Genomic DNA, 22,673 nt, shown 5'->3' with positions numbered 1-22,673 from the left:
TGATCCTGTTATGTTAAGGCCACAAATTTTTGTGGCCTTTATATTTTTATGCCTCGTCTATTTATTGCTGAAAAACCGAGTCTCGGCCGTGCGATTGCCGATGTTTTACCTCGTCCTCACCAGAAGGAGGATGGATGCATTCGTTGTGGTAATGGTGATATTGTCACATGGTGTATCGGTCATCTTTTAGAACAGGTTGAACCGGAAGTCTACGATGACCGCTATAAGAAATGGCGGTTGGAAGACTTACCGATTGTGCCGCAGCAATGGCAACTTCGTCCTCGAAAATCAGCCTCACGGCAACTGACCGTGATTAAGAAACTGCTTAAATCGCCACTACAGATTGTTCATGCCGGAGACCCGGATCGTGAGGGGCAGCTCTTGGTGGATGAAGTGTTAGAGTATTGCCGAGTTAGTCAACAGCGGCGTGCCGACACGGAACGTCTGCTGATTAACGATCTCAATCCGTCTGCGGTCAAACGGGCATTACAGCAGATCCGACAAAACCGAGAATTTATACCGCTCTCTGTCTCTGCATTGGCACGGTCCCGGGCCGATTGGTTGTATGGCATGAATATGTCGAGAGCCTATACATTGTTGGGGCAGCAATCTGGTTATCAGGGTGTGCTGTCCGTCGGCAGGGTTCAGACTCCGGTGCTAGGATTGGTTGTTCGTCGAGATGAAACCATTGAAAACTTTGTGCCTCGCGATTACTTTACTTTGCATGCCTTAATACCTTATCAAACCGCAGACCAAACCTTTGACATTCGAGCCCGCTGGAAACCGAGTGAAGCCTGCCGTCCGTGGCAAGATGATGAAGGACGTGTTCTCCATCGTCCATTGGTCGAAAACGTTGCCAGACGAATTCAAGGCCAGCCAGCGACTGTTACGGATTCAGAGCAAAAACAAACGCGCCAAAATGCCCCGTTACCTTATTCACTCTCTGCTTTACAGATTGACGCAGCGAAAAAATATGGAATGAGTGCCCAACAAGTGCTGAACGTATGTCAGGGCCTGTATGAAAAACATAAGTTGATTACCTATCCCCGTTCAGATTGCCGCTATCTGCCAACAGAGCATTGGCAGGCATCAGCCTCGGTGACTGCTGCAATCTCACATATTGCGCCAGCACTGAAGCAAGCGGTCGAGGGGGCTGATTTATCTTTGAAATCCAAGGCATGGAACGACAGTAAGGTTGATGCACACCATGCCATCATCCCCACACCGAAGACAAAAACCGCAATATTGTCAGGTGATGAGCAGAAAGTTTATCAATTGATTGCCAAACAGTATTTGATTCAGTTTTATCCGCCTGCATGTTATGCCGAGTCTCAACTGGTATTTGACATTGCCGGTGGTACTTTTATTGCCAAGGGGAAACAGATGGTCTCACCGGGCTGGAAGACCGTTACAGGGTTTCGTGATGATGACCAAGATGGTCTTGACGCTGTGCCCCCGCTGACCAAAGGAACTGTCTTGACTTGTCGTGAAGGAGAAATCGGCAATCATCAGACCGAACCACCGCGGCCTTTTACCGAAGCAACCTTATTGCTGGCGATGACGGGGATTGCTCGATTTGTTGAAGATAAGTCCCTGAAAAAAATTTTACGGGAAACCGACGGGCTAGGTACGGAAGCGACCCGCGCCGGCATCATTGATATGCTGATCAAACGTCAACTCTTACAGCGCGAAGGTAAACAGATCCGCAGCACGCCAGCAGGACGTGGGTTGATACATGCATTACCTGTTGCATCGACATATCCGGATATGACCGCTCAATGGGAGCATCAGCTTCAGGATATGGCGGAGAAAAATCAGGCTTATCAGCCTTTTATGAGCGCTTTGACACAACAGGTTGATCATTTAATGCAACAAGTGAAAACCGCACCGCCACCGGATTCTTTACGAGCACTCCCTCAGCCGGCGAAGCGAACGCGGGCAAGAAAGTCGTTTGCCAAACGAGGTTCAAGAAAGTCATCTAGCGCTTCATCAACCTGAAGAGGACGATTGTTGCAGGTAGGCCGCCATCTCATTTTCAGGAACCATGCCACCACCAGTTGCCCAGACTAAATGAGTGATATTCTGGGCCGGAATGTGATGAAGTTGAAGGCGGGTACAGTACGCTTGATCTTGCATGATTCGAATTGGACCGGGCATCCCGGCGAGTGCCGATGGTTCTAACTGAATATGCTCTTGTTGGCTGAGCATTTGTAAGTCACGATAAAGACGTTCGTCGCTGACGGTATAGAAACCGTCAATCAGCCGTTCCATCGCTTTACCGACAAACCCCGAAGGCCGGCCGACGGCAAGACCATCGGCAGCGGTTCGGTTATCGATTCCGATATCTTGTACGGCAATTGCATCATGTTGTCCGGTATAAACACCCAGTAACATACAAGGTGCATGTGTTGGTTCAGCAAACAGACAATGCACATGATCGCCAAATGCCATCTTCAAGCCAAAAGCAACGCCTCCGGGACCACCACCGACACCACAAGGCAGGTAAACAAATAATGGATGGTGTTGATCCACTATAATCCCCAACTGATCGAATTGTGTTTTCAGGCGCTGGCCTGCGACAGCATATCCGAGAAAGAGTGTTGTGGAGTTTTCATCATCGATAAAGAGACAGCGAGGATCCTGAGCTGCAGCATTACGCCCTTGCATGACTGCGGTGCCATAGTCCTGCTCATATTCTATGACCTTGACACCATGAGCGCGAAGCTTGTTTTTCTTCCATGCTCTCGCATCAGCAGACATATGAACCTCGACAGAAAATCCGAGCCTGGCACCGATTATCCCGATAGATAGTCCCAGATTGCCAGTTGAACCGACCGCAATTCGATATTGACTGAAAAACTGGCGGAAACGTTCTTCCAGTAATTGACTGTAGTCATCGGTTTCACGGAGTAAACCGGCTGCCATGACCAGCTTTTCAGCATGAGCCAGTACTTCATAGATCCCCCCTCTGGCTTTTATGGAGCCGGATATTGGGAGATGACTATCTTTTTTGAGCATCAGGCGACCCGGAATCTCAGTCCCTGAGTGTTGAACTAAGGCTTGCAACATGTCGGGTATTTCAACCACATCCGATTCAATCACCCCACCGGCATGGGCTGTTTCCGGAAATGCCTTGCTGATGTAGGGAGCAAATCGTTGTAATCGGTCACTTGCAGCTTGGATATCCGCATTATCAAGTCCAACATAAGGCAGTGCATTGGCCAATGTTGTCGCTGCCGGATTCAACCAACAGACTTCTTCTAATGCGGTCATTGATTGGATAAGAGGGTGTTGAGTCATCAACTGCTGCAGGGGCGATATATTCATCGATTCATTTCCTTACGCTGTTTCTGTGCTGGGCAATGTATTGTTGAGCAAAATATTGTCAGAAAGTTGATATCGGCACCACTCTTTTGCTGAATCGGCTAATATTTTACCGCTGGAAGCCGTCATGATCTTGTCGTAACTTCGGCAGAAGCGCTTTATCGCTGTTGGCAGGTAAGTAACAAAACGGAAGCTGTGAAGATAGTGATGCAAAAAGTTTCAGTGATGTGAGGCGGTCGTTTATTTCGAAATGCTGTCGGAAGAATGGATTGTCTCTTTCTATAAATCGACTATGCTTATCAAGGAAAATCGTCGCATTATCAAGATGATTGCTTGGTGATTCATATTATTGATTAATTTGTGTATAAATATGAATAAAAACAAATAAATGAGCGTTAATTCCATATCATGTCGGTAATCATCACGTATTCTGACTCGGAGTATAACGCCTCGCTGTATCATTTTTAATCGTGTTTACTGATGTGAAATACGATTCATTAAAATATAATCACGGAGACTTCATGAGAAAATATAAAGCAAAAGTCGTTCATATTAATCCAGAAGCTCGAGAAGAGATTACCTTTGATATTCATGGTTCAATTGTTCAATGTTTTTTAGGTCATGTCCCCAATGATATTCGTCTCGGGAAAAGCTATTTTATCACCTTCGCATTTCTGGACGAGGATTTCGCTGAACAATTTGGCGACGGTCTACCCGCAGTGACATCAGAACATGATGATTCTATGGAATTATCATTGTCGATTGGTGATGCGCCAATGGGGACTGAATATGCCTCACTGAATGGTCAATCTATCTCGATTCAGCTTGAACCCTGTCTCGAATCTTCGTTAGTTTAAAGTGACAATAATGAAATACTGTTATCTGATAAAAATCATCAATGATTTCAGGTGGCAGTTTATCATTGTTTCTTCAATATTTAGCCTTTCCTAATTTTATATATTCCCCAACGCTTTAAAATGACCCGACTCGACACCATGTATGTTGTGATTAGGTTTCTTGAATAGGAAATGTTCATTATATTTAATAAGTTCAACTGAACTTAAAATGACTAAATGTGAATTTAGTTGCATAATATATGCTATATGAAAAATGACCTATTTAAGATCCATAAAATACGATGTTCAACATGTTGTTGGAATGATGACAACGAAGCATTCGATGAGAGAGGAAAATATGCAGACATATCGGGCGGTTCATTTGGTTGAGAGACCCCAGCAGGAAATTACTGCAGATGTATTTTCAACCGAAACAGCAACAATACCAACGCCACAAGAGGGCGAGTTTTTGGTCAAAGTCACGCATCTTTCCCTGGATCCTGCAATGCGAGGCTGGATGAGTTCAGATGAGAATAGCTATATTCCCCCAGTGCAACTCGGTGATGTGATGCGTGCAAGCGGCATGGGTGAGGTTGTGTCTTCCAAACATCCGGATTTCCCCGAAGGAACCAGAGTGCTAGGTATGACGGGGATGCAGGAATATCTGGTTTCAAACGGAACCGGGCTGAACAAAATACCGGCAGAGATTCCGGCTGAAGCTGTGCTGGCGGTGATCTCACTACCGGGCGTTACGGCGTATCATGGCTTGTATCAGGTTTTACAGCCAAAGCCAGGGCAAACATTAGTTATCACGGCAGCCGCTGGGTCGGTTGGTTCACTCGTCGGACAAATGGCGAAGAATCTCGGATTGCGAGTTGTCGGGGTTGTCGGTAATGAAGAGAAAGGGCGCTGGATTACCGAAGAGTTAGGGTTCAATGCCGCTGTGAATTATCATGATCCAGACTTTGCCGAACAATTGGCAGCTGCCACACCGGATGGGATTGATCTGTTTTTTGAAAATACCGGTGGTGTTGCTCAGGCACCGATTTTCTCCCAGATGAATGCGCATGGGCGTATCGCTGTCTGTGGTCTGATTGCTGAATACAATAAAGACCAGCCTGATCCGGGGCCGAGTTGGATGAATATTATTAAGCGTCGCCTATCGATTCAGGGCTTTACTATGCCAGATCACTTTGATCGGTTTGCTGACTATGGCTTGGCCTTAGGCGGAATGCTGATGAAAGGAGAACTGAAGTATCGAACTCATGTCATTCATGGTATCGAGAATGCGCCTGATGCGATTAAATTGCTATTTAGTGGCGATAATCAAGGTAAGCTAATCGTCGAGTTATAAGAGTATATCTCTATCTCTAACGGGCTCTACTGAGCCCGTTTTTCATGGTGCTATCAACAAACGATTGATGCACAGCATGACGTTTTAGTTGTTGTTCTGAACACAGGTTACCAAGCTTTATAGATATGCTCGTAGCCGATACTGAATGCTGTATAAACCAAGAGTAAAGCTAATAGGTGTTGTATGCGTTGTAACCAGATTGCATTCAGCAGGTGTTTCCCGACAATCCCACCGATCACCGAATAACTCCCGGGCGCACATCCGGCAAACAGCGATAGTGCGACAGACCACCAGATGACCGGCCCTTCAGTCATGTTTTGTGCCGGAAACTGAATCGTTGCAATGGGGAGTGTTGCAATCAGCCCTTTGGGGTTGAGTAGTTGCATCATGAGCCCGCTTTTGAATGAAAGCGTGAAGGCGGTATATGACTTGAATGTCACGGATGAGCGTATCAACTGCCAGGCGAGATATAGAATGTAACAGCATCCGCAGAGTGCGATATAAGGGAGAATCTCATCATTGACGAGTGAGTGACCAAGATAACTTAAACTGATAAACAGGATGAACATTGCACAGGCCACCCCAAAGAAAAATCCGAGGTGGCGACGCGTGTGTCCCTGCATCCCACCGTTTAGACTGAGTAGGTTCACCGGACCGGGGGAATACATAATTCCCAGAGCATAAATCCATATTGCTAGCATAAGATGACAGACCTGTTTTGATGGTTATCAGGAGAAATGATATTGCTGGTTAGCGTTGTGGTACCAGATTCAGTTGCGTTTGATACTGTTTCGGGGTCATACCATAGAGCTTTTTGAAGCGGCGGTTCATATGACTGACGTCTGCAAAGCGGAACATTTGTGCAACTGCTGAGGCGGGGAGGCCGGACTCCAGCGCTTTTTGTGCGCCGTTGATACGGCAGTTGAGTACGTACTGGTGCGGTGTAATCCCAAATTGTGCCCGAAATAGTCGAATAAAATGATATTTCGACATATTCGCGACCGCTGCAATATCATCGACGATTAAATCGTCCTGATACTGACTGAGAATGAAGGATTTGGCTCGGTTCAGTAAGACATCCTGACGTCGTTGCGGCTTTGCTTCATATAAAGCCCCTGATTTTTTTACCAGCGTATGAGCTAAACGAAACAGGGCCAGTTCCTGTTCAATTTTCGAGTGATAACCGCTGTTGACGATGTGGATGAAAGCCAGGATCTGTTGTTTGAGAATCAGATCGTCAAACAATGTACCTTCGACTCGGACGTTGTGATTCGGTTTCACACCCAGTGCGAGAAAAAGGGCATGAAATGTCTGAGGATGGATATACGTGATCACATATGACAAATCCGTTGTACCGCCTGAATGCCCATCATGAACATCATCAGGATTGAAGAGTATGACGCCACCGGGAGGGCTTTGATGAAACCGGTGACAACAGAAAAAATCTTGTCTGCCACGTAATGTCACACCCAAAGAATATTCTTCATGTGCATGTTTGTCATAACTGAAATCGTGCATATTTGCCGTCAGTATCTTGACGCCCTCGAGCGCAGTGCTGCTTTCAAATTTGAAATGATTGCCTGTTCGCATATGAATATCTGACCTGCTGCGTATCACTTTTATTTTATGATAAAAAAGTCAATTTAGGAAAACTTGAACAAAATTGCTGAATTTGATTCGGGTTGTGCGCTTATTCGCTGAGGGACGTGGTGAGTGTTATGTGCTTGTATGACAGGGGCCTGGGAATAGCCCCCTTAAGGATGATACCTGAAGACGATGAGGTGAGATATCTTCGCCTTCAGGTTTTCGGTCACAAATCAGAGCACGATAGGGCAAGCGACCGCATGATGTTCATCGCCACTTAGTACCGGTTTATTTTGGGCACATTGTGGTTGCGCTTTCGGGCAGCGGGTGCGGAACACACAGCCAGATGGTGGATTGATTGGCGAGGGGAGATCTCCTTCCAGCATCTGAATTTTTTTCTCTCGTTCCAGATTTGGGTCGGGAATTGGCACTGCCGTCATCAAAGCGGTTGTATAGGGATGTTTCGGGGCTGCAAACAGCTTATCGGATTCACCAATCTCGACGACATTCCCCAGATACATCACCATGACCCGGTCAGAAATGTGTTTCACCACTGAGAGATCGTGAGCAATAAATACCAGACTTAACCCAAGCTCTTGCTGGATCTCTTTGAGCAAGTTCACGACTTGCGCCTGAATCGATACGTCCAGTGCGGAAACCGGCTCGTCACAGATGATCATTTTGGGTCGCAGAATTAAGGCGCGAGCAATCCCAATCCGCTGACACTGTCCGCCAGAAAATTCATGCGGATAACGGTTGATAAGGTTCGGCAATAATCCGACACGCATCATCATTTCTTTGACCCGGTCCTTCACTTCCAGAGAAGAGAGTTCCGGATAAAATGTCCGGAGAGGCTCAGCAATGATGTCACCAATCGTCATCCGTGGATTGAGTGATGCTAGCGGGTCCTGAAAGATCATCTGGATATCTTTACGGGTTTCCCGTCTTTGTACGGCTTTCATTCGGGTCAGGTCCTGACCAAGCCAGAGTACTTCACCTTCCGTCGCGTTGACCAGACCGATAATCGCGCGTGCAAACGTGGACTTACCGCAACCGGACTCACCAACCACACCCAGAGTTTCACCTTCGTACAGGCGGACGTTCACGCCATCAACGGCTTTGAGTGCTGTGGGCTTTGACCAAGGCCAAGCTGATTTGGCAGCCATCTGAAAATGAACTTTCAGATCTTTGATATCAAGTAGTAAGGGTTTCTGATTCATTTTTCCCAAGTCTCCCAGTCAGAAAAACAGGCCCGTTGGCGTTGATTGCCAAACGTTGTCAGGGCTGGTGTTTCATGTTTACAGCGTTCTGTGACCCGATGGCACCGTTCCTGATAAGGACAGCCGGGTGGGAGCCGTAGTAGATTGGGTGGGTTACCCGGAATCGTCGGGAGAACATCTCCTTCGGTATCCAAACGAGGAATCGCTCGCAGGAGGCCTTCAGCATAAGGATGACTCGGCTGATAAAAAATATCGTTGACGCTGCCATATTCCATCGTTCGGCCTGCGTACATCACCAAGACTTTTTCACAAGAGCCGGCGACTACACCAAGATCGTGGGTAATCATAATAATGGCGGTGTTGAACTCTGATTTCAGCTCGTTGAGCAGATCCATAATCTGGGCCTGAACGGTGACATCAAGTGCGGTTGTTGGCTCATCGGCAATCAACAATTTGGGGCGGCACAGCAAGGCCATGGCGATCATCACCCGTTGGCGCATTCCTCCTGAAAACTCATGGGGATACATATTGATACGCTTACGTGCTTCCGGAATTTTAACCGCTTCCAGCATCCGAATTGATTCTTCGAATGCCTCTGATTTTCCCATGCCTTTATGCTTCATCAGTACTTCCATGAGCTGGGTACTGACTTTCATATAAGGATTCAAAGACGTCATTGGATCCTGAAATATCATGGCAATCTGCTCTGCGCGAATTTTATTGAGCGATTTTTCTGGTAAATTCAGGATCTCTTGGCCTTCAAACAGGGCACTACCGGAAACTTTGCCGTTCTTTGCCAGTAGTCCCATCATTGCAAACACAGTTTGAGATTTTCCGGAGCCGGATTCACCGACGATTCCCAGAGTCTCCCCCTGTTTTAATGAAAAGTTCAGATCGTTGACGGCTGTTACGGTGCCATCCGGTGTCGAGAATTCAACCCGCAGATCTTTTACATCAAGTAAGTTCATACAGTGCTCCCGGATTATCTGTCTTTTGGATCGAGTGCATCACGCAATCCATCGCCAACATAGTTAAAACAAAATAGAGTGACAATCATAAATGCCGCAGGAAATGCGAGCTGCCAGATTGCCAGATCCATCGTATTTGCACCTTCTTGCAGCAAAGCCCCCCAGCTTGTCCGTGGTTCCTGAACACCCAGACCAAGGAAAGAGAGGAACGACTCAGTCAGAATCATCGTCGGGATAAGCAGTGTCGAATAGACGACCACAATGCCCAGTACATTCGGGACGATATGGCGGGTAATGATTTTCCACTGGCTAACGCCACAAACATGTGCCGCTTCGATAAATTCTTTACTGCGTAAGCTCAGGGTTTGCCCCCGAACAATCCGGGCCATATCCAGCCATGAGATTGCACCGATAGCCACAAAGATGAGCATGATGTTACGACCAAAGAAAGTCACCAGCACGATGACGAAAAACATAAAGGGGATTGCGTACAAAATTTCTAGCATACGCATCATGACACGGTCCACGCGACCACCGATAAATCCGGAAGCTGCACCATACAGTGTGCCGATAATGACAGCAACCAGCGCACCCAGAACACCGACAGCCAGTGAGATTTGACCACCAATTAAGGTACGGACATACAAATCCCGGCCCAGCGCATCCGTGCCGAAGATATGTTCGGCGGAAGGGGCTGCATTCATCGCATACCAATCGGTATCATCAAAACTGTAAGTCGCTGCATAAGGCAGGATGAGGACTGCCAAGGTAATCAAAACCAGAATGACCAGACTGACCATTGCTGCTTTGTTGCGTAGAAAGCGCATTCTGGCATCTTGCCATAAGCTTCTTCCTTCAATTTCCAATTGCTCGCTAAATCGCTCCAGCGCTTGGACATTGTCTTTTTTTCCTATCATGTGTCTGCCTCTCTCTAATAGCGGATTTTTGGATCGATATAAGCGAGAAGAATATCGACGATCATGTTGAACAAAATAAACAAAAATCCAATCAGGATGGTAATCCCGAGTACCAGAGAATAATCTCGGTTAAAGGCTGCGTTGACGAATAGTTTCCCGATCCCCGGTAAACCAAAGATTGTCTCAATGACCACCGAACCGGTAATAATGCCGACAAATGCAGGCCCCATATAAGATACGACCGGTAACAGCGCAGGCTTTAAAGCATGACGAATGACAATATAACTATAATTAAGCCCTTTGGCTTTGGCGGTCCGAATGAAGTTACTGTTGAGGGTTTCAATCATCGAGCCTCGGGTAATCCGGGCAAACGTTGCAATATAGAGCAATGACATGCCAAGCACGGGGAGAGCCATATATTTGAAAGAGCCGTCATTCCAGCCCCCGGCGGGTAACCACTCTAAATTAATCGCAAAGATAAAGATCAGCACCGGAGCAAAGACGAAGGAGGGGATCACGATACCCAACATGGTCGTTGCCATTAATGAATAGTCCAGCCAAGTGTTCTGTTTCAGGGCCGCGATTGTGCCTATCGCTACACCGAGAATGATCGTAAAGACGAAGGCTGTCGCCCCGATTTTGGCTGAAACCGGTAACGCTTTTCCGACCAACTCATTCACACTGAAATCTTTATACTTAAAGGAGGGGCCGAAATCTCCATGCAAAATGTTTTTCAGATAAGTGAAGTACTGGACACTAATTGGTTTATCCAGACCATATTCGGCATTGATGTTTGCAAGAACTTGTGGTGGAACTGCGCGTTCTGAAGAGAACGGGCTTCCGGGCGCAAAGCGCATTAGAAAAAAGGATATTGTGACCAGCACCAATAGCGTCGGTATGGCTTCCAGCATCCGTTTCGCAATGAATTTAAGCATAAACTCACTCTTGTGTATTTTAATTGCAACTGTGAAATGGAAAGGCTGTATGACATCTGCCATACAGCCCTGTCTTAATAACTCGGAATGACTTATTTTGCTTTAATATACATATCCCGAGTGTAAGTCATGTCTCCCGCATTATGGATCGGATAACCCCCTACGTAAGGCGCGAGTAAATGCGCTTTGACATACTGGTAAGTCGGAGCCACGGGCATATCTTGCGCAATCAACTTTTCTGCTTGGGCATAGTAGTTGGCACGCTCAGTGTCAGACGTGCTCACCATCGCTTTTTCCATGGTACTGTCATAGGCTTTGCTTTGATAGTGGGCATAGTTACCGCTGTTATTGGAGAGCATTTGAGAGAGGAAGGTTGATGCTTCGTTATAGTCACCACACCAAGCATCGCGAGCGACTTCGAAGTTACCTTGACGACGGTTGTCTAAGAATGTTTTCCATTCCTGATTTTCCAGATTGACTTTGACGCCTAAGGTTTTTTTCCACATCGATTGAATCGCCGTGGCAACTTTTTTATGGTTGTCAGATGTGTTGTAAATCAGCGTCAATGTTAACGGATTACCCTTGTCGTAACCTGCTTCAGCCAGAAGTTCACGCGCTTTTTGGTTCCGCTCTTTCTGTGTCCACTTGCCATATTCCGGCATCGGTGGCGTGAAGCCGGCAGTAATGTCCGGAGTAAAGGCATAAGCTGGCTTCTGTCCTTGGCCCATGATGGCCTTTGTGATGATATCGCGGTCAATTGCATAAGAGAGTGCTTTTCTGACTCGAACATCGTCAAATGGCTTTTTCCGCATATTGAAATCGTAGTAGTAGTTACACAGATATCCGGTGACAGAAACCGATTCAGGGTGGTCTTTCTTCAGTCGTTTGAAATGTTCTACCGGCATTTCGTAGGTGGAGTCCATCTCACCCGCGAGGAAGCGGTTCATTTCAGCATTTTGACTTTCGATCGGTAGATAAGTGACTTTATTAATGATCGTTTCAGCGTTATTCCAGTAAAGCGGATTGCGTTTGAGAACTAAACGCTCATTGACGACCCATTTGTCCAGAACGTACGCACCATTGCCGACAAAGTGTCCTGGTCGAGTCCATTTATTGCCCCATTTTTCGATAACTTTACGTGGTGCCGGGAACGTTGATTGGTGAACCAACATTTTGACAAAGTAAGGCGTGGGTTTATCAAGGTGGACTTCAAGTGTATGAGCGTCGAGTGCCTTAATACCCAGCGTTGATTTGTCTTTCTTACCTGCAACGATATCTTCGGCATTGGTCACATTACCTAACTGCAAATATTCAGCATAAGGTGAAGCGGTTGCAGGATCGACAAGCCGTTGCCATCCGTAGACGAAATCATCTGCTGTGACGGGGTCACCATTGGACCATTGTGCGTTTTTACGGAGATGAAAGATAAATGTTTTGTTATCTTTGGTTTCCCATTTGTCTGCGACACCGGGGATAAGTTTGCCGTAGCCATCTTCATTGACCAGACCTTCAAACAAGTCTCTGTCTACGTTCGCTCCGGGAACACCATTGACTTTCTGTGGATCAAGCGTTTCGATTTCTGATCCATTTCCCCGGACCAATTCTTGTACCGGAGCAAGTTTTGTTCCTTCGGGGACGTGTGCTGCATAGGATGGAAATGTTGTGCCGGCTAGAGTCAGGCCTAATCCCAGCATCATTGCTCGGGAAATCTTATTTTTATTCATGTAAAACTCCAGATTTTGTGTGATGACATCCGTGATCGTATTCATAAAGTGAGTGTCGATATAGGTATCCGAATAACTGAAAGAAATACTGGATTCACTATGTTGGACAAGTTGACTTTACTCATTATGCCCACTTTACAAATATCCCGTTACCCTAGCAACTTTTAGATGAATTTGCCATTTAGTTAACTATAAATTAATGATTTGATCTTTTTAAAACTTTAAACATGGTGTTTTGTCTGGTTTTTTGCCAGCAAAGGCAGACAGAAGAGTTTCATGAAATCCATTTCATCAACATTTTATATTGCTCGTTATATTGGGGGTTTATTCTGTTGGTAGGGAGAGAGCGATATTTTCATCTGCTATTGCTGAATATTTGAATAGCATTGTATTTTTTTTACTCAATAAGTTTGTCAATAATATGACGATCTGGTCTACGCTTTACATAAGGTAGCATTGGTTTGACCACTGCTGAATTAATTTGTTTCTCAGGGGCATAGACACACTTCAGGTGACGACACTCCTCCAAATATGATAAATCACAATGAAACAGAAATATATGCAGACCAGTTTAGAAAAAGAAATTCGGGCACGAGCGAAACGAGATCTTTTCTATATTTGTGCGATTGTTCTGATGTTGTCTGGTATCTCTTTGATAGCCAAAGTTGATCTGTTCGAACAACTCTACTTTTTTAGTCGTCAACATGAACACTGGGAAATGGATGAGATTACGCTGGTTGTGTTCTGGCTTGGTATCGGTGGGATTTTTTATGCTTATCGTCGGATGCAGGATTTACGAGACCTTCTCCATGAAGTATCGGATAAAGCTTTTTTCGATCAAGTGAGCCAATTGCCAAATCGAGTCTATTCACTGGAATGTTTAACACAAATGTTACACCGAGCAGAACGATTGGGGTATCAGGTAGCCGTGATATTCATTGATCTGGATAATTTCAAAATGGTTAATGATACCTATGGTCATGCCAAAGGCGACTTGTTATTGCAGGTTTTCGGTGAGCGGCTGCGTTATACGATCCGCAAAAGTGATATTGTCGGGCGTCTAGGCGGAGATGAATATTTGATTTTACTCGAGCTGGCAGATGAAGGTGAGCTGGCTCCCATACTGGAACGAATTAAATCCTTACAGGAAGAATCTTATCGTTTAGATGAAAATGATCTGGTGTTACGTTTTAGTGCCGGTGTGGCGATCTATCCTCATGATGGGGATACCGCAACCGATTTACTCAAAGCGTCTGATATTGCCATGTATCATTCTAAAGTGACCAAAAGAGGACAGATTGAACTCTATACCTCTGGGATGGCCGAGATACTCTATGCGCGCTATCAGTTTGAATCTGATCTGAAAACCGCGTTGCAAGATAAAACGTTCCATATGGCATACCAGCCACAGTTATCCCTGAAGGATGAGCAGATCACCGGTTATGAAGCACTCATTCGTTGGGAATTGAAAGGAAAACAGATACCGACCGCGCAATTGATTCAGATTGCCGAAGAAACCGGACATATTGAAGAAATCGGTTTGTGGGCGTTATATCAGGCACTTGAAGATGCATCATCCTTTTTGCAGGAAGATCAGCGATTGGGGGTGAATATCACCCCCCGGCATTTCTGGATGAGTGATTTTGTCAGTCAAATTCAGCAGGCATTAGCAGACTATAAATTCCCACCGCATCAGCTTGTTTTAGAATTGACGGAACCTGCGTTAGTCAGTGACATATTTGATGATATCCGACAGAAGCTCACTGATTTGAGTGCCCTTGGTGTCAAGGTTGCCATTGATGATTTTGGCATAGGATATTCTTGTTTGGGACGATTGAAAGAGCTCCCGATTAGTTGTTTGAAGATTGATCAAATCTTTACCCATGCGCTGGTGGACTCCGAGCGAGATCGATATGTGATTTCAACGTTGATTCATATGGCAAAGCATCTGAACTTGTCGATTCTGGCTGAAGGTGTAGAGTCCAAAGAACAGCTGGCACTGCTCCATCAGATCGGATGCCATATGGCTCAGGGCTACTATATTGGTGAGCCGGCATCTTTAACAACATTGGTTGAGCGGGTGAGGGCCTCATCTGGTTAGTGAACTCGCCCTTCGGGAGAGCCAAAAATGATGGCAAGTCCAATTGACTTGCCATGAATCGGTGATTCATTCGGCTTGCAGCCGTGATTACAACGGCATATGCAGCTTAAAGCCTTCGGTATCTGGTTCCAATGTCAGTGAGGTGTAGTCTGATATGGTGCTCACGCCCAGTAATGCTTGCGCATCTTGTACCTGTGTTAACAGACCGATGACCGGACATCCGGCAGCTAGCCCGGACTGTACCCCCGCGACAGCATCTTCAAATACCAGACACTGATCTGCTGTAAAACCGAGAGCCTGCGCACCGAGTTGGTAAGGTTCAGGGTCGGGTTTTCCGCGGGTAATTTGATCAGCGGTAATGACGACATCTGGTTTGGGAATCTTGGCTGCTTTGATTCTAGCATGCGCCACCGATTCATTACCGGACGTCACGATTGCCCATGGTACGTTGAGGTGATTCAACTGATGCAGAAAATCAATGGCGCCTGTAATCGGGACGATCCCCGCGGTATCTTGCGATTCAGCGTCTTTTAACCAGGCAATTTCCCGTTCAATCTCAGTTTGGGATTGACCCGCCATAAATTCAGCCACTGACTCGCTGGCAGGACGTCCGTGAATATGATGCAGAATGTATGCAGGGTCGAGTGACTGGCGTGTGGCAAACACAGTCCAGGCACGATTGACGGCAGCAATTGAATCAATCAGAGTACCGTCTAAATCGAACAGGCAAGCGCGAAAATGAAATTCAGTGGACACGAAGACTCCTTGGTTAAGGTGGGATTGGGTGAAACGGGTCAATCATAGTATTCCTGTGCGTATCATAACGGTAAGTGGGGATGACTTGAAGTCAGGTTTTGGTGAGATGAGTCGGTGATGGGGGCTACGTTGCGACATCGAGAACGATAGTGAAGACGTGCTTATCAAGATTAGTGAAGCCCCTGAAAATGAAGGGGCTTTGAACGAGCGTTTATTGGTCTTTATGGCGCCACAACATGGTTCTGACATAAGCAAATTGCGTCAGCTTACTCATCAGGATAATGGCACAAACGTGAATGGTGACCGCCCCCATTGTGGCATTGGCAAAAAATTCATGGATTTCAATCATCCAGTCTTCTCCCCAGAACCAGTCGGTTTCAGATAACCATCCCGTGATGGCTGTACTCAGAATGAGCAACCACATCAGCCAGATCATGATCGCACCGGCTGGATTATGGCCGACATGTTGGTCCTCTTTGGTGACCAACACCTCTTTCAGATGTTCCAGTGCCTGTGGTACAGAGGGCTTGAACGCCGATAAGCGCGCCGGAGAACGGGCTATCAGCCCCCATAGCAAACGGATACAGATCACGGCAATGACGGTATAGCCAACCCACTGGTGTAACGGACTGCCTTCCTCGGTCAGAAAATAATTCGATAGAAACAGTGCTGCCGTTGTCCAGTGTGTGATCCGGACGACTACATCCCAGATAAAGTCTTGTTTAGTCATCTTTTTCCTCTTTTACGACCTGCATATCAACCGGATTGTAGTAAATCTCAACTCGGTTTTTGTGGGGGTCATAGCCGTACAGTTCATAACAGCCGGTATGGGTTTTCTTAAATTTCTTAATCTGATATCCCATTTCAACAACCTGCGCTTTGGCTGTTTCGAAAGGTATCCATGCTGACTCTGGCTGGTGGGTACAGTGCGGGTCAGCAAAAGCCAGAGAAGAAGCGGTCACGGTTGTGAGTAAAATAGCCAGACGGTTCAACGTTGTTTTTGACATCATTTATGCTCCTGTTGCATCACGATTGGGTGGTGTCTTTCACAGGGCTGATTATGTGTCTGCAAACTTAAGAACGGCTTAAGAGATTCAGCGGTTTTCTACAACTGTTTCGGTTGATGTCGACTGTGCACGGGCGGATGATCAACTGGCGGTCAACGGTTCAATGGGAGCAATGATTATTTTAGGTAAACAGGCGCTGTCGGTGCGGTTCGGCAGCGATTCAGTCCGATGTCGTACAGAAAGGGGGCTATCCTGTCCGGTGCGTCGTATGACTCTGGAAACAGCGGCGAAAAAAGGGGACAATGGCGCGTTTTTCCAACGAATACGAGTCACATGAGCCAAAAAAGAAAGCCGACCAAGTCTAAATCATCGGTGTCTGCGAAATCATCATCTGATGTTAGTGTGAAAAAAGTGGCGGCTCCGAAAGGGCTACACCCACGCAATAAACATCAGGGGCGCTACAATTTTGTTGAATTGATCAACGTGTTACCTGATCTGAAAAAGCATGTTGTGAAGAATCCGAATGGTGAACCGACGATCAATTTTTCTGATCCGCTGGCCGTGAAGCTGCTGAATCAAGCGCTGTTAAGCCGATATTATCAGATAACGACATGGGATATTCCGCAGGGCTATCTCTGCCCGCCAATACCCGGGCGAGCGGATTATATTCATCGTGCCGCCGATCTGCTGGACCATGAGCCGGATTTGGTGTTGGCTCAGGTCAAGGCTCTGGATATTGGCGTCGGTGCGAATTGTATCTACCCAATCATCGGTGCTTGTGACTATGGCTGGCATTATACTGCCAGTGATATTGATCCGGTCTCAATCAAGAGTGCCAACCGAATCGCGGCAAGTAATCCAGTGCTTCAGGGGCGGGTTGAATGTCGGCTCCAGCAAGACAGTCGCTGTTTATTCAAAGGCATTATTCAACCGGGTGAGCGTTATCACCTCACCACCTGCAATCCGCCATTTCATCAGTCATTGCAAGCTGCTTTACAGGGCTCTCAGAGAAAACTGAATAACCTGAATGCCAACCGGATGAAACGTGGTCATGCCGGGCGTAACCAGAACCAGAACCAGAACCAGAACCAGCAACAGCCGAAGCCGACACTGAACTTCGGCGGACAAAATGCTGAGCTCTGGTGTCCCGGTGGTGAAGCGACTTTTATTAAAAATATGGCACTGGAAAGTCGCGAGTTTGCCGGGCAGGTCCTCTGGTTTACCACGCTGATCTCCAAGAAAGAGAATGTACGTTGGATGCAGAAACAACTGCAAAAGGTCGGTGTGCAGGAGATCCAAATCGTTGAAATGAGCCAAGGACAGAAGCGTAGCCGTTTTATCGCCTGGACATTTATGACTGCATCGCAGCGTCAACAGTGGCTGGTAGAGGGGTAGAATAAATATTCAAATCAAAGTCTGTATGTCTGGCCTGATTGAATTGATTGACTCTCAAATACGCTGTGTAAAATTATGCGCTGACAAATAGACGGCATCTGCTATTTATATTATTGTCGTTGGGTCTTATTGGATTGTCACTTCAGCGTTTTTTCCTGAAGGCAAAACCGGCATAGCTTCCTGATTGAAGCCGGCCGGTTTTTTTGTTTTGAACATCTGTTTTGAACATTTGTTTTGAATATGTGGTTTGAACATCATCATCGCTGAACTCAACTGACCGCGATCACCATTGGATGGGAAGGTATGCTATGAATCAATCTATTGGTAAATTATCAACGTTTTTACTCTCTCTATCACTGGCATTAGGCGGGACATCTTCTGCCTTCGCTTACACCGAACAAGTGACATTAAAGCAGGGCGTAATAACCGGCGTCACAGACTCAAATTCCGGCACCAATCACTGGCTGGGGATTCCTTATGCTCAGGCACCGGTTGGCGCATTACGTTGGCAACTGCCTCAGCCACCCAAGGCCAGTCATGAACGTTTTCAGGCCAATCAGCAAGGCAATCTTTGTCCTCAGCTCTCATCTGGGGAGGTGATTGGTGATGAAGATTGTCTGAATCTGAACATCTATCGCCCGAATACCCAGCAAACGCTGCCGGTTCTGCTCTATATTCATGGGGGCAACAATCAAGGTGGTCGGGCTGATGAGTTCGACCCGAGTCAATTGGCCGTCGATATCAATGCTGTGATTGTCACTTTGAATTACCGTCTGGGGGCGCTTGGTTTTAATCCGCTCACGGTGCTGAAATCCGATGATGCTGTTCAGGCTTCCGGTAATTTTACCTTGCTTGATCAGGCGCGGGCGCTGGACTGGATACGCAATCATATCAGTCAGTTTGGCGGGCAGGCAGATAATATCACGGTCTCCGGATTTTCAGCCGGTGGGCGCGATGTGATGGCGATGCTGATTTCTCCGCTGTTTGCCGGCAAGTTCGAACATGCGATTGTATTTAGCGGTGGGATGACGACATCGCCGGTAGAAGCAAGTCAGAAAGTTTTTCGTCGTGCGTTTGCGCCGTTGGTGGTCGAAGACGGGATTCAGCCGGATCAGCAATCTGCCGAAGCGTGGTTAGCGCAATCGACACCGACAGTTAAAAAATATTTGCTGGAACTTCCGGCGGATCGGATTGCCCGTTTGATGCAAAACGCAGCGATTCGGATGAGTGTCTTCCCGCATCTCTATCGGGATGGCACGGTGTTACCACAAGAGGGGTTTGCAACGCATCGCTATAACGAAGTTCCGACTATGATGCTGACGGGGCATGATGAGTTCTCTTTCTTTGCGTTAGGCGATCCCTATTTCCGCCAGAAAGAAGGTTGGACGACAGACCCGAAACTGGTCAATGAATATGGGTTTGTCTATCGATATGGCGGTATGTTGTATCGGTCATTTAATGTTGCTGAATCGGCACAGAAAATGGCGGCACATTTCCGGGCTCCGATTTATGCGGGTGAGTTTGACTACGGCTCGGATCCGACGGTGGTTGGCCCTCAAATGAAACATCTGGGAGCATTTCACGGCGTTTTCTTGCCGCTGCTGGATGATCACTTTCGTAAGCCTTATTTAGGCAAAGCATTTGATTCTCCGGGGGCGAAAGCTTTAGGTGCGTTGTTTAAGCGCCATCTGAAGGCATTCATCCGCACCGGCCATACGAGTTTTTCCGACGCGACGCGATGGAACCCGTGGAATCTGAAGCGTGAAGATCAAGGACAAACCGTTTACATGATGAATGCGAACCACGATATAGCCATTGCTTATCGAAGTGAACCGACTTTCACGGTCAAAGATGTCATCGCTATGATTGAAGATGACCATACCATTAGCCAAGAGAGTAAAGTCTATTTGTTGCAGCATGTGCTAAACGGTCGTTGGTTCAGTCGGGAACTTGATGAGCACTTTGGTAGTCCCACTTTATGGGCAGAGTGATTTTTATGTGTGCTGGATTGAGGTTTAACTCACTGAAAAGCGCCTCAGGACTGACCTCCGGGCTTCAGCACGACCATATAAGCATGATGTTTTAATGCATATCAGTTAAAATATTGTCCGCAACCACTGCCAGTCAATTGTCGTTCTTTGAACGTTCCCCCCAATGACGGCAGTGTGTTGCGGACAAACCTTGAATTTAGAATACGTACTCTAACATTGTGGTCTTTGTTTCATATTTATTCAAATTGTCTCTTCATTCAAATTTGTCTGGATCAAATCCGGTTGAATCAACCCCGCGACAGCATCACAGGCACTCCCACTTATACTCCGACAACGGTTGCAAGCATCTCGTTATGAGACTGATCCGGCGAAGCCCTAGAAAAACAGACACTATCCCCCAAATCATCGTCAGCGGGTGGGGTAAACACGCTCGAAACGGACGGTGATTCGAGTGTGATGTTCATCATCTGACCGATAGTTTTGGGTGCTATTTTTTTCTGACAGTAATGTTAAGATACCGAACCGTTATTCATTCTCATTTATGAATCGTCATCATTATCGTGTTCAATAGCATTCGTACTCATCGTCGTTTCACATACCGTTCATGGCTGAAGCTCAAGTGGCAACGGTCTATGGCGTGGTGTGGGCTATTCGCTATGTTGATGATTTATATGGCACCGTTAGTCTCCCAGACGATGGTGATGTCTCAAGCCGGTGTTCATTCTCAAACAGCGGTTGCTTCTCAAACCATGATGATGCACAAGTCAGCGCATCATCACCTGAATCGTCAATCCACCGAACATCCCACGACACACCCAGCAATGAACCACCAAGATGCTCACGCATTGCATCATGCTTGGTGTGGCTACTGTTCTTTGTTATTCCATATGAGTGCGATGACGTATTCGCCACTACAGTTAGCGTCTCACCGCGCTGTATTGACGTGGATTCGTGTGACGATTCAACCGTTCTTAATCCGTACCGAATGGCGTAAAAAACAGCTTCCCCGAGCCCCACCGATGACTTTGCTTTCCTCGATTTATCAACATTGATACAGCCCTGAATCTGGATGGTTCAGGGAGATTGTCGTGATACTTAAAAATCACCGGGATTGTGGTTGTGCTGCGTCCCGGCAAAGAGAATTAGAAATGAATGTTCAGTCTTCACAATCACCGGCAACTCTGTTGCTGGCTTTTATTGCGCGGCTTCACTTTTATGTGGGGATTTTTGTCGGTCCTTTTATTTTTATTGCAGCCCTGACAGGGACGCTTTATGTACTGACGCCTCAAATTGAGCAGCGGTTATATCATCATGAGCTCACGACCCCGAATCAGGGGGAGTTTCATACACTGGCGGCGCAGATCCGCGCAGCGCGGGAAAGCCTACCGCATGATTTAAAACTCAAAGCAGTCCGTCCTTCGATAGGAGAGGGATATACCACACGGGTCATGTTTATTGACCCGGATTTGTATGGTTATGAATCTCAGACTGTGTTTGTCGATCCCGTCACATTAGAGGTTCGGGGCAAACTGGCAAGTTATGGTACCAGCGGGATTTTGCCACTGCGTATCAAACTGGATTATCTGCATCAAAATTTGATGTTAGGGCAATGGGGACGCGTCTACAGTGAGTTAGCTGCGTCTTGGTTGTGGGTCGCGGCTATTGGTGGTTTGATTTTATGGTGGACGACCAGACGCCGGCAAAAGCGGATCCGGCAGCGGGGTAACAATCGTAATACTTATGTTAAACACCGCCGTCGTCATGTTCAGGCCGGTTTAATCATTGTTCTGGGGTTGTTTTTTATCTCAGCGACGGGGTTAACCTGGTCGAAGTGGGCCGGTAGTCATATTGCTGAGTGGCGTCAGGCGATTGGCTGGGTGACGCCTTCCGTATCCAGAGATTTACCCGGACATAAGACATCGATGTCTGGTATGTCCGCTAGTCATGATGCCCATGCCGAACACCACGCCAAACCACAAGATACCCATGGCATCAATCATGCGCAGGATGGGCAATTTGATGGTGTCCTTATGGCGGCAAGACAGGCTGGTATTGATGCTGCGAAACTAGAAATTGTGCCGGCAAAGACACCCGATAAAGCGTGGTTTGTGCGTGAAATCGACCGCGCCTGGCCGACACAGGTCGATAGTGTTGCTGTTGATGCCCACAATATGGTCGTCACCAGCCGCGCTGATTTCGAGCATTTCCCGCTGATTGCAAAATTGATTCGCTGGGGGATTGATGCCCACATGGGGGTTCTGTTTGGTTTACCGAATCAGTTACTACTTGCTGGATTTGGCCTGACGCTATGTATGATGGTGGTTTGGGGCTATCGCATATGGTGGAAGCGACGTCCTGCGGCGGGCTCTCCGGCACAGACATTATTGCAAACCTGGCTGGTGATGCCGATGTTATATCGGGTGCTCGCGGTCATCATTGCGGTGTCGCTGGGGCTGGCGCTGCCAGTGATGGGTGTAAGCCTGCTGTGTTTTGTGGTCATTGATGCATTGCGCTGGTGGCGTGCCGGGCAAGTGATGAAAACACGTTCCGCTTCATCCTGA

At 46.9% G+C, this 22,673-nt stretch carries 19 protein-coding genes; 8 read left to right on the top strand and 11 right to left on the bottom strand.

What is annotated here, in order from left to right; genetic code table 11:
- Positions 1-48 precede the first annotated feature (48 nt).
- On the top strand, positions 49-1,998 hold the full coding sequence (locus tag BSQ33_RS03740) for a DNA topoisomerase III (RefSeq protein WP_088133302.1): 1,950 nt from the start codon (positions 49-51) through the stop codon (positions 1,996-1,998).
- On the opposite strand, the gene dsdA is transcribed toward BSQ33_RS03740, so the two are convergent.
- Positions 1,990-3,327 carry a D-serine ammonia-lyase gene (dsdA, locus tag BSQ33_RS03735; protein WP_088133301.1) on the bottom strand — a complete coding sequence of 446 codons (1,338 nt, stop codon included), beginning with the start codon at positions 3,325-3,327 and terminating at the stop codon, positions 1,990-1,992. The genes BSQ33_RS03740 and dsdA overlap by 9 nt on opposite strands.
- Positions 3,328-3,845: 518 nt before the next feature.
- Here dsdA and BSQ33_RS03730 point away from each other — a divergent pair.
- Positions 3,846-4,181 carry a hypothetical protein gene (locus BSQ33_RS03730; RefSeq protein ID WP_021018803.1) on the top strand — a complete coding sequence of 112 codons (336 nt, stop codon included), beginning with the start codon at positions 3,846-3,848 and terminating at the stop codon, positions 4,179-4,181.
- A 337-nt stretch (positions 4,182-4,518) separates the two neighbouring features.
- On the top strand, positions 4,519-5,514 hold the full coding sequence (locus BSQ33_RS03725) for an NADP-dependent oxidoreductase (protein ID WP_088133300.1): 996 nt from the start codon (positions 4,519-4,521) through the stop codon (positions 5,512-5,514).
- Positions 5,515-5,621: 107 nt separating this feature from the next.
- On the opposite strand, the gene BSQ33_RS03720 is transcribed toward BSQ33_RS03725, so the two are convergent.
- The 7 genes from BSQ33_RS03720 to BSQ33_RS03690 all read right to left on the bottom strand — a co-directional run bounded on the left by BSQ33_RS03720 (position 5,622) and on the right by BSQ33_RS03690 (position 12,862).
- Positions 5,622-6,215 carry a LysE family translocator gene (locus BSQ33_RS03720; RefSeq protein WP_088133299.1) on the bottom strand — a complete coding sequence of 198 codons (594 nt, stop codon included), beginning with the start codon at positions 6,213-6,215 and terminating at the stop codon, positions 5,622-5,624.
- 49 nt (positions 6,216-6,264) lie between these two features.
- Positions 6,265-7,032 carry an AraC family transcriptional regulator gene (locus tag BSQ33_RS03715; protein ID WP_332457865.1) on the bottom strand — a complete coding sequence of 256 codons (768 nt, stop codon included), beginning with the start codon at positions 7,030-7,032 and terminating at the stop codon, positions 6,265-6,267.
- Between the two features lie 299 nt (positions 7,033-7,331).
- A complete protein-coding gene (oppF, locus tag BSQ33_RS03710) occupies positions 7,332-8,318 on the bottom strand; it encodes a murein tripeptide/oligopeptide ABC transporter ATP binding protein OppF (RefSeq protein ID WP_198298151.1) in 987 nt (328 codons plus the stop codon).
- The gene (locus tag BSQ33_RS03705; RefSeq protein WP_021018808.1) at positions 8,315-9,286 is read right to left on the bottom strand and encodes an ABC transporter ATP-binding protein; all 972 of its coding nucleotides are present in this window, start codon (positions 9,284-9,286) and stop codon (positions 8,315-8,317) included. The genes oppF and BSQ33_RS03705 overlap by 4 nt, the downstream gene beginning before the upstream one ends.
- Positions 9,287-9,300: 14 nt before the next feature.
- Positions 9,301-10,203 (bottom strand): oligopeptide ABC transporter permease OppC, encoded by a 903-nt coding sequence (gene oppC, locus BSQ33_RS03700; protein WP_021018809.1) that lies wholly within the window; start codon positions 10,201-10,203, stop codon positions 9,301-9,303.
- A 14-nt stretch (positions 10,204-10,217) separates the two neighbouring features.
- Positions 10,218-11,138, bottom strand: a complete 921-nt coding sequence (oppB, locus tag BSQ33_RS03695; RefSeq protein ID WP_021018810.1) for an oligopeptide ABC transporter permease OppB — start codon at positions 11,136-11,138, stop codon at positions 10,218-10,220.
- Positions 11,139-11,230: 92 nt separating this feature from the next.
- The gene (locus BSQ33_RS03690; RefSeq protein ID WP_027693964.1) at positions 11,231-12,862 is read right to left on the bottom strand and encodes an ABC transporter substrate-binding protein; all 1,632 of its coding nucleotides are present in this window, start codon (positions 12,860-12,862) and stop codon (positions 11,231-11,233) included.
- A gap of 544 nt (positions 12,863-13,406) precedes the next feature.
- On the opposite strand from BSQ33_RS03690, the gene BSQ33_RS03685 reads away from it, so the two are divergent.
- Positions 13,407-14,963, top strand: a complete 1,557-nt coding sequence (locus BSQ33_RS03685; protein WP_088133296.1) for a putative bifunctional diguanylate cyclase/phosphodiesterase — start codon at positions 13,407-13,409, stop codon at positions 14,961-14,963.
- An 87-nt stretch (positions 14,964-15,050) separates the two neighbouring features.
- Here BSQ33_RS03685 and BSQ33_RS03680 read toward each other — a convergent pair whose 3' ends face one another.
- The 3 genes from BSQ33_RS03680 to BSQ33_RS03670 all read right to left on the bottom strand — a co-directional run bounded on the left by BSQ33_RS03680 (position 15,051) and on the right by BSQ33_RS03670 (position 16,726).
- The gene (locus tag BSQ33_RS03680) at positions 15,051-15,719 is read right to left on the bottom strand and encodes an HAD-IA family hydrolase (RefSeq protein WP_021018813.1); all 669 of its coding nucleotides are present in this window, start codon (positions 15,717-15,719) and stop codon (positions 15,051-15,053) included.
- Positions 15,720-15,930: 211 nt separating this feature from the next.
- Entirely contained in the window at positions 15,931-16,449 is a 519-nt protein-coding gene (locus tag BSQ33_RS03675; protein ID WP_088133294.1) for a cytochrome b/b6 domain-containing protein, read from the bottom strand.
- Positions 16,442-16,726 (bottom strand): PepSY domain-containing protein, encoded by a 285-nt coding sequence (locus BSQ33_RS03670; RefSeq protein WP_088134523.1) that lies wholly within the window; start codon positions 16,724-16,726, stop codon positions 16,442-16,444. Before BSQ33_RS03670 ends, BSQ33_RS03675 begins: the two co-directional genes overlap by 8 nt.
- Before the next feature lie 333 nt (positions 16,727-17,059).
- Between BSQ33_RS03670 and rlmF the strand changes: the two genes are divergently transcribed.
- The 4 genes from rlmF to BSQ33_RS03650 all read left to right on the top strand — a co-directional run bounded on the left by rlmF (position 17,060) and on the right by BSQ33_RS03650 (position 22,673).
- Positions 17,060-18,121 (top strand): 23S rRNA (adenine(1618)-N(6))-methyltransferase RlmF, encoded by a 1,062-nt coding sequence (rlmF, locus tag BSQ33_RS03665; RefSeq protein WP_088133293.1) that lies wholly within the window; start codon positions 17,060-17,062, stop codon positions 18,119-18,121.
- A 308-nt stretch (positions 18,122-18,429) separates the two neighbouring features.
- Positions 18,430-20,112, top strand: coding sequence for a carboxylesterase family protein (locus BSQ33_RS03660; RefSeq protein WP_157721348.1), 1,683 nt, complete (start codon positions 18,430-18,432; stop codon positions 20,110-20,112).
- 656 nt (positions 20,113-20,768) lie between these two features.
- The gene (locus tag BSQ33_RS03655) at positions 20,769-21,164 is read left to right on the top strand and encodes a DUF2946 domain-containing protein (RefSeq protein ID WP_157721347.1); all 396 of its coding nucleotides are present in this window, start codon (positions 20,769-20,771) and stop codon (positions 21,162-21,164) included.
- 36 nt (positions 21,165-21,200) lie between these two features.
- Positions 21,201-22,673 (top strand): PepSY-associated TM helix domain-containing protein, encoded by a 1,473-nt coding sequence (locus BSQ33_RS03650; RefSeq protein ID WP_198298150.1) that lies wholly within the window; start codon positions 21,201-21,203, stop codon positions 22,671-22,673.

It is taken from the genome of Vibrio gazogenes, from assembly GCF_002196515.1.
In the GTDB taxonomy this organism is placed as follows: Bacteria; Pseudomonadota; Gammaproteobacteria; order Enterobacterales; family Vibrionaceae; genus Vibrio; species Vibrio gazogenes_A.
Note: the sequence above shows the minus strand (reverse complement) of the source record. Positions and strands in the feature narration are given on the sequence as shown.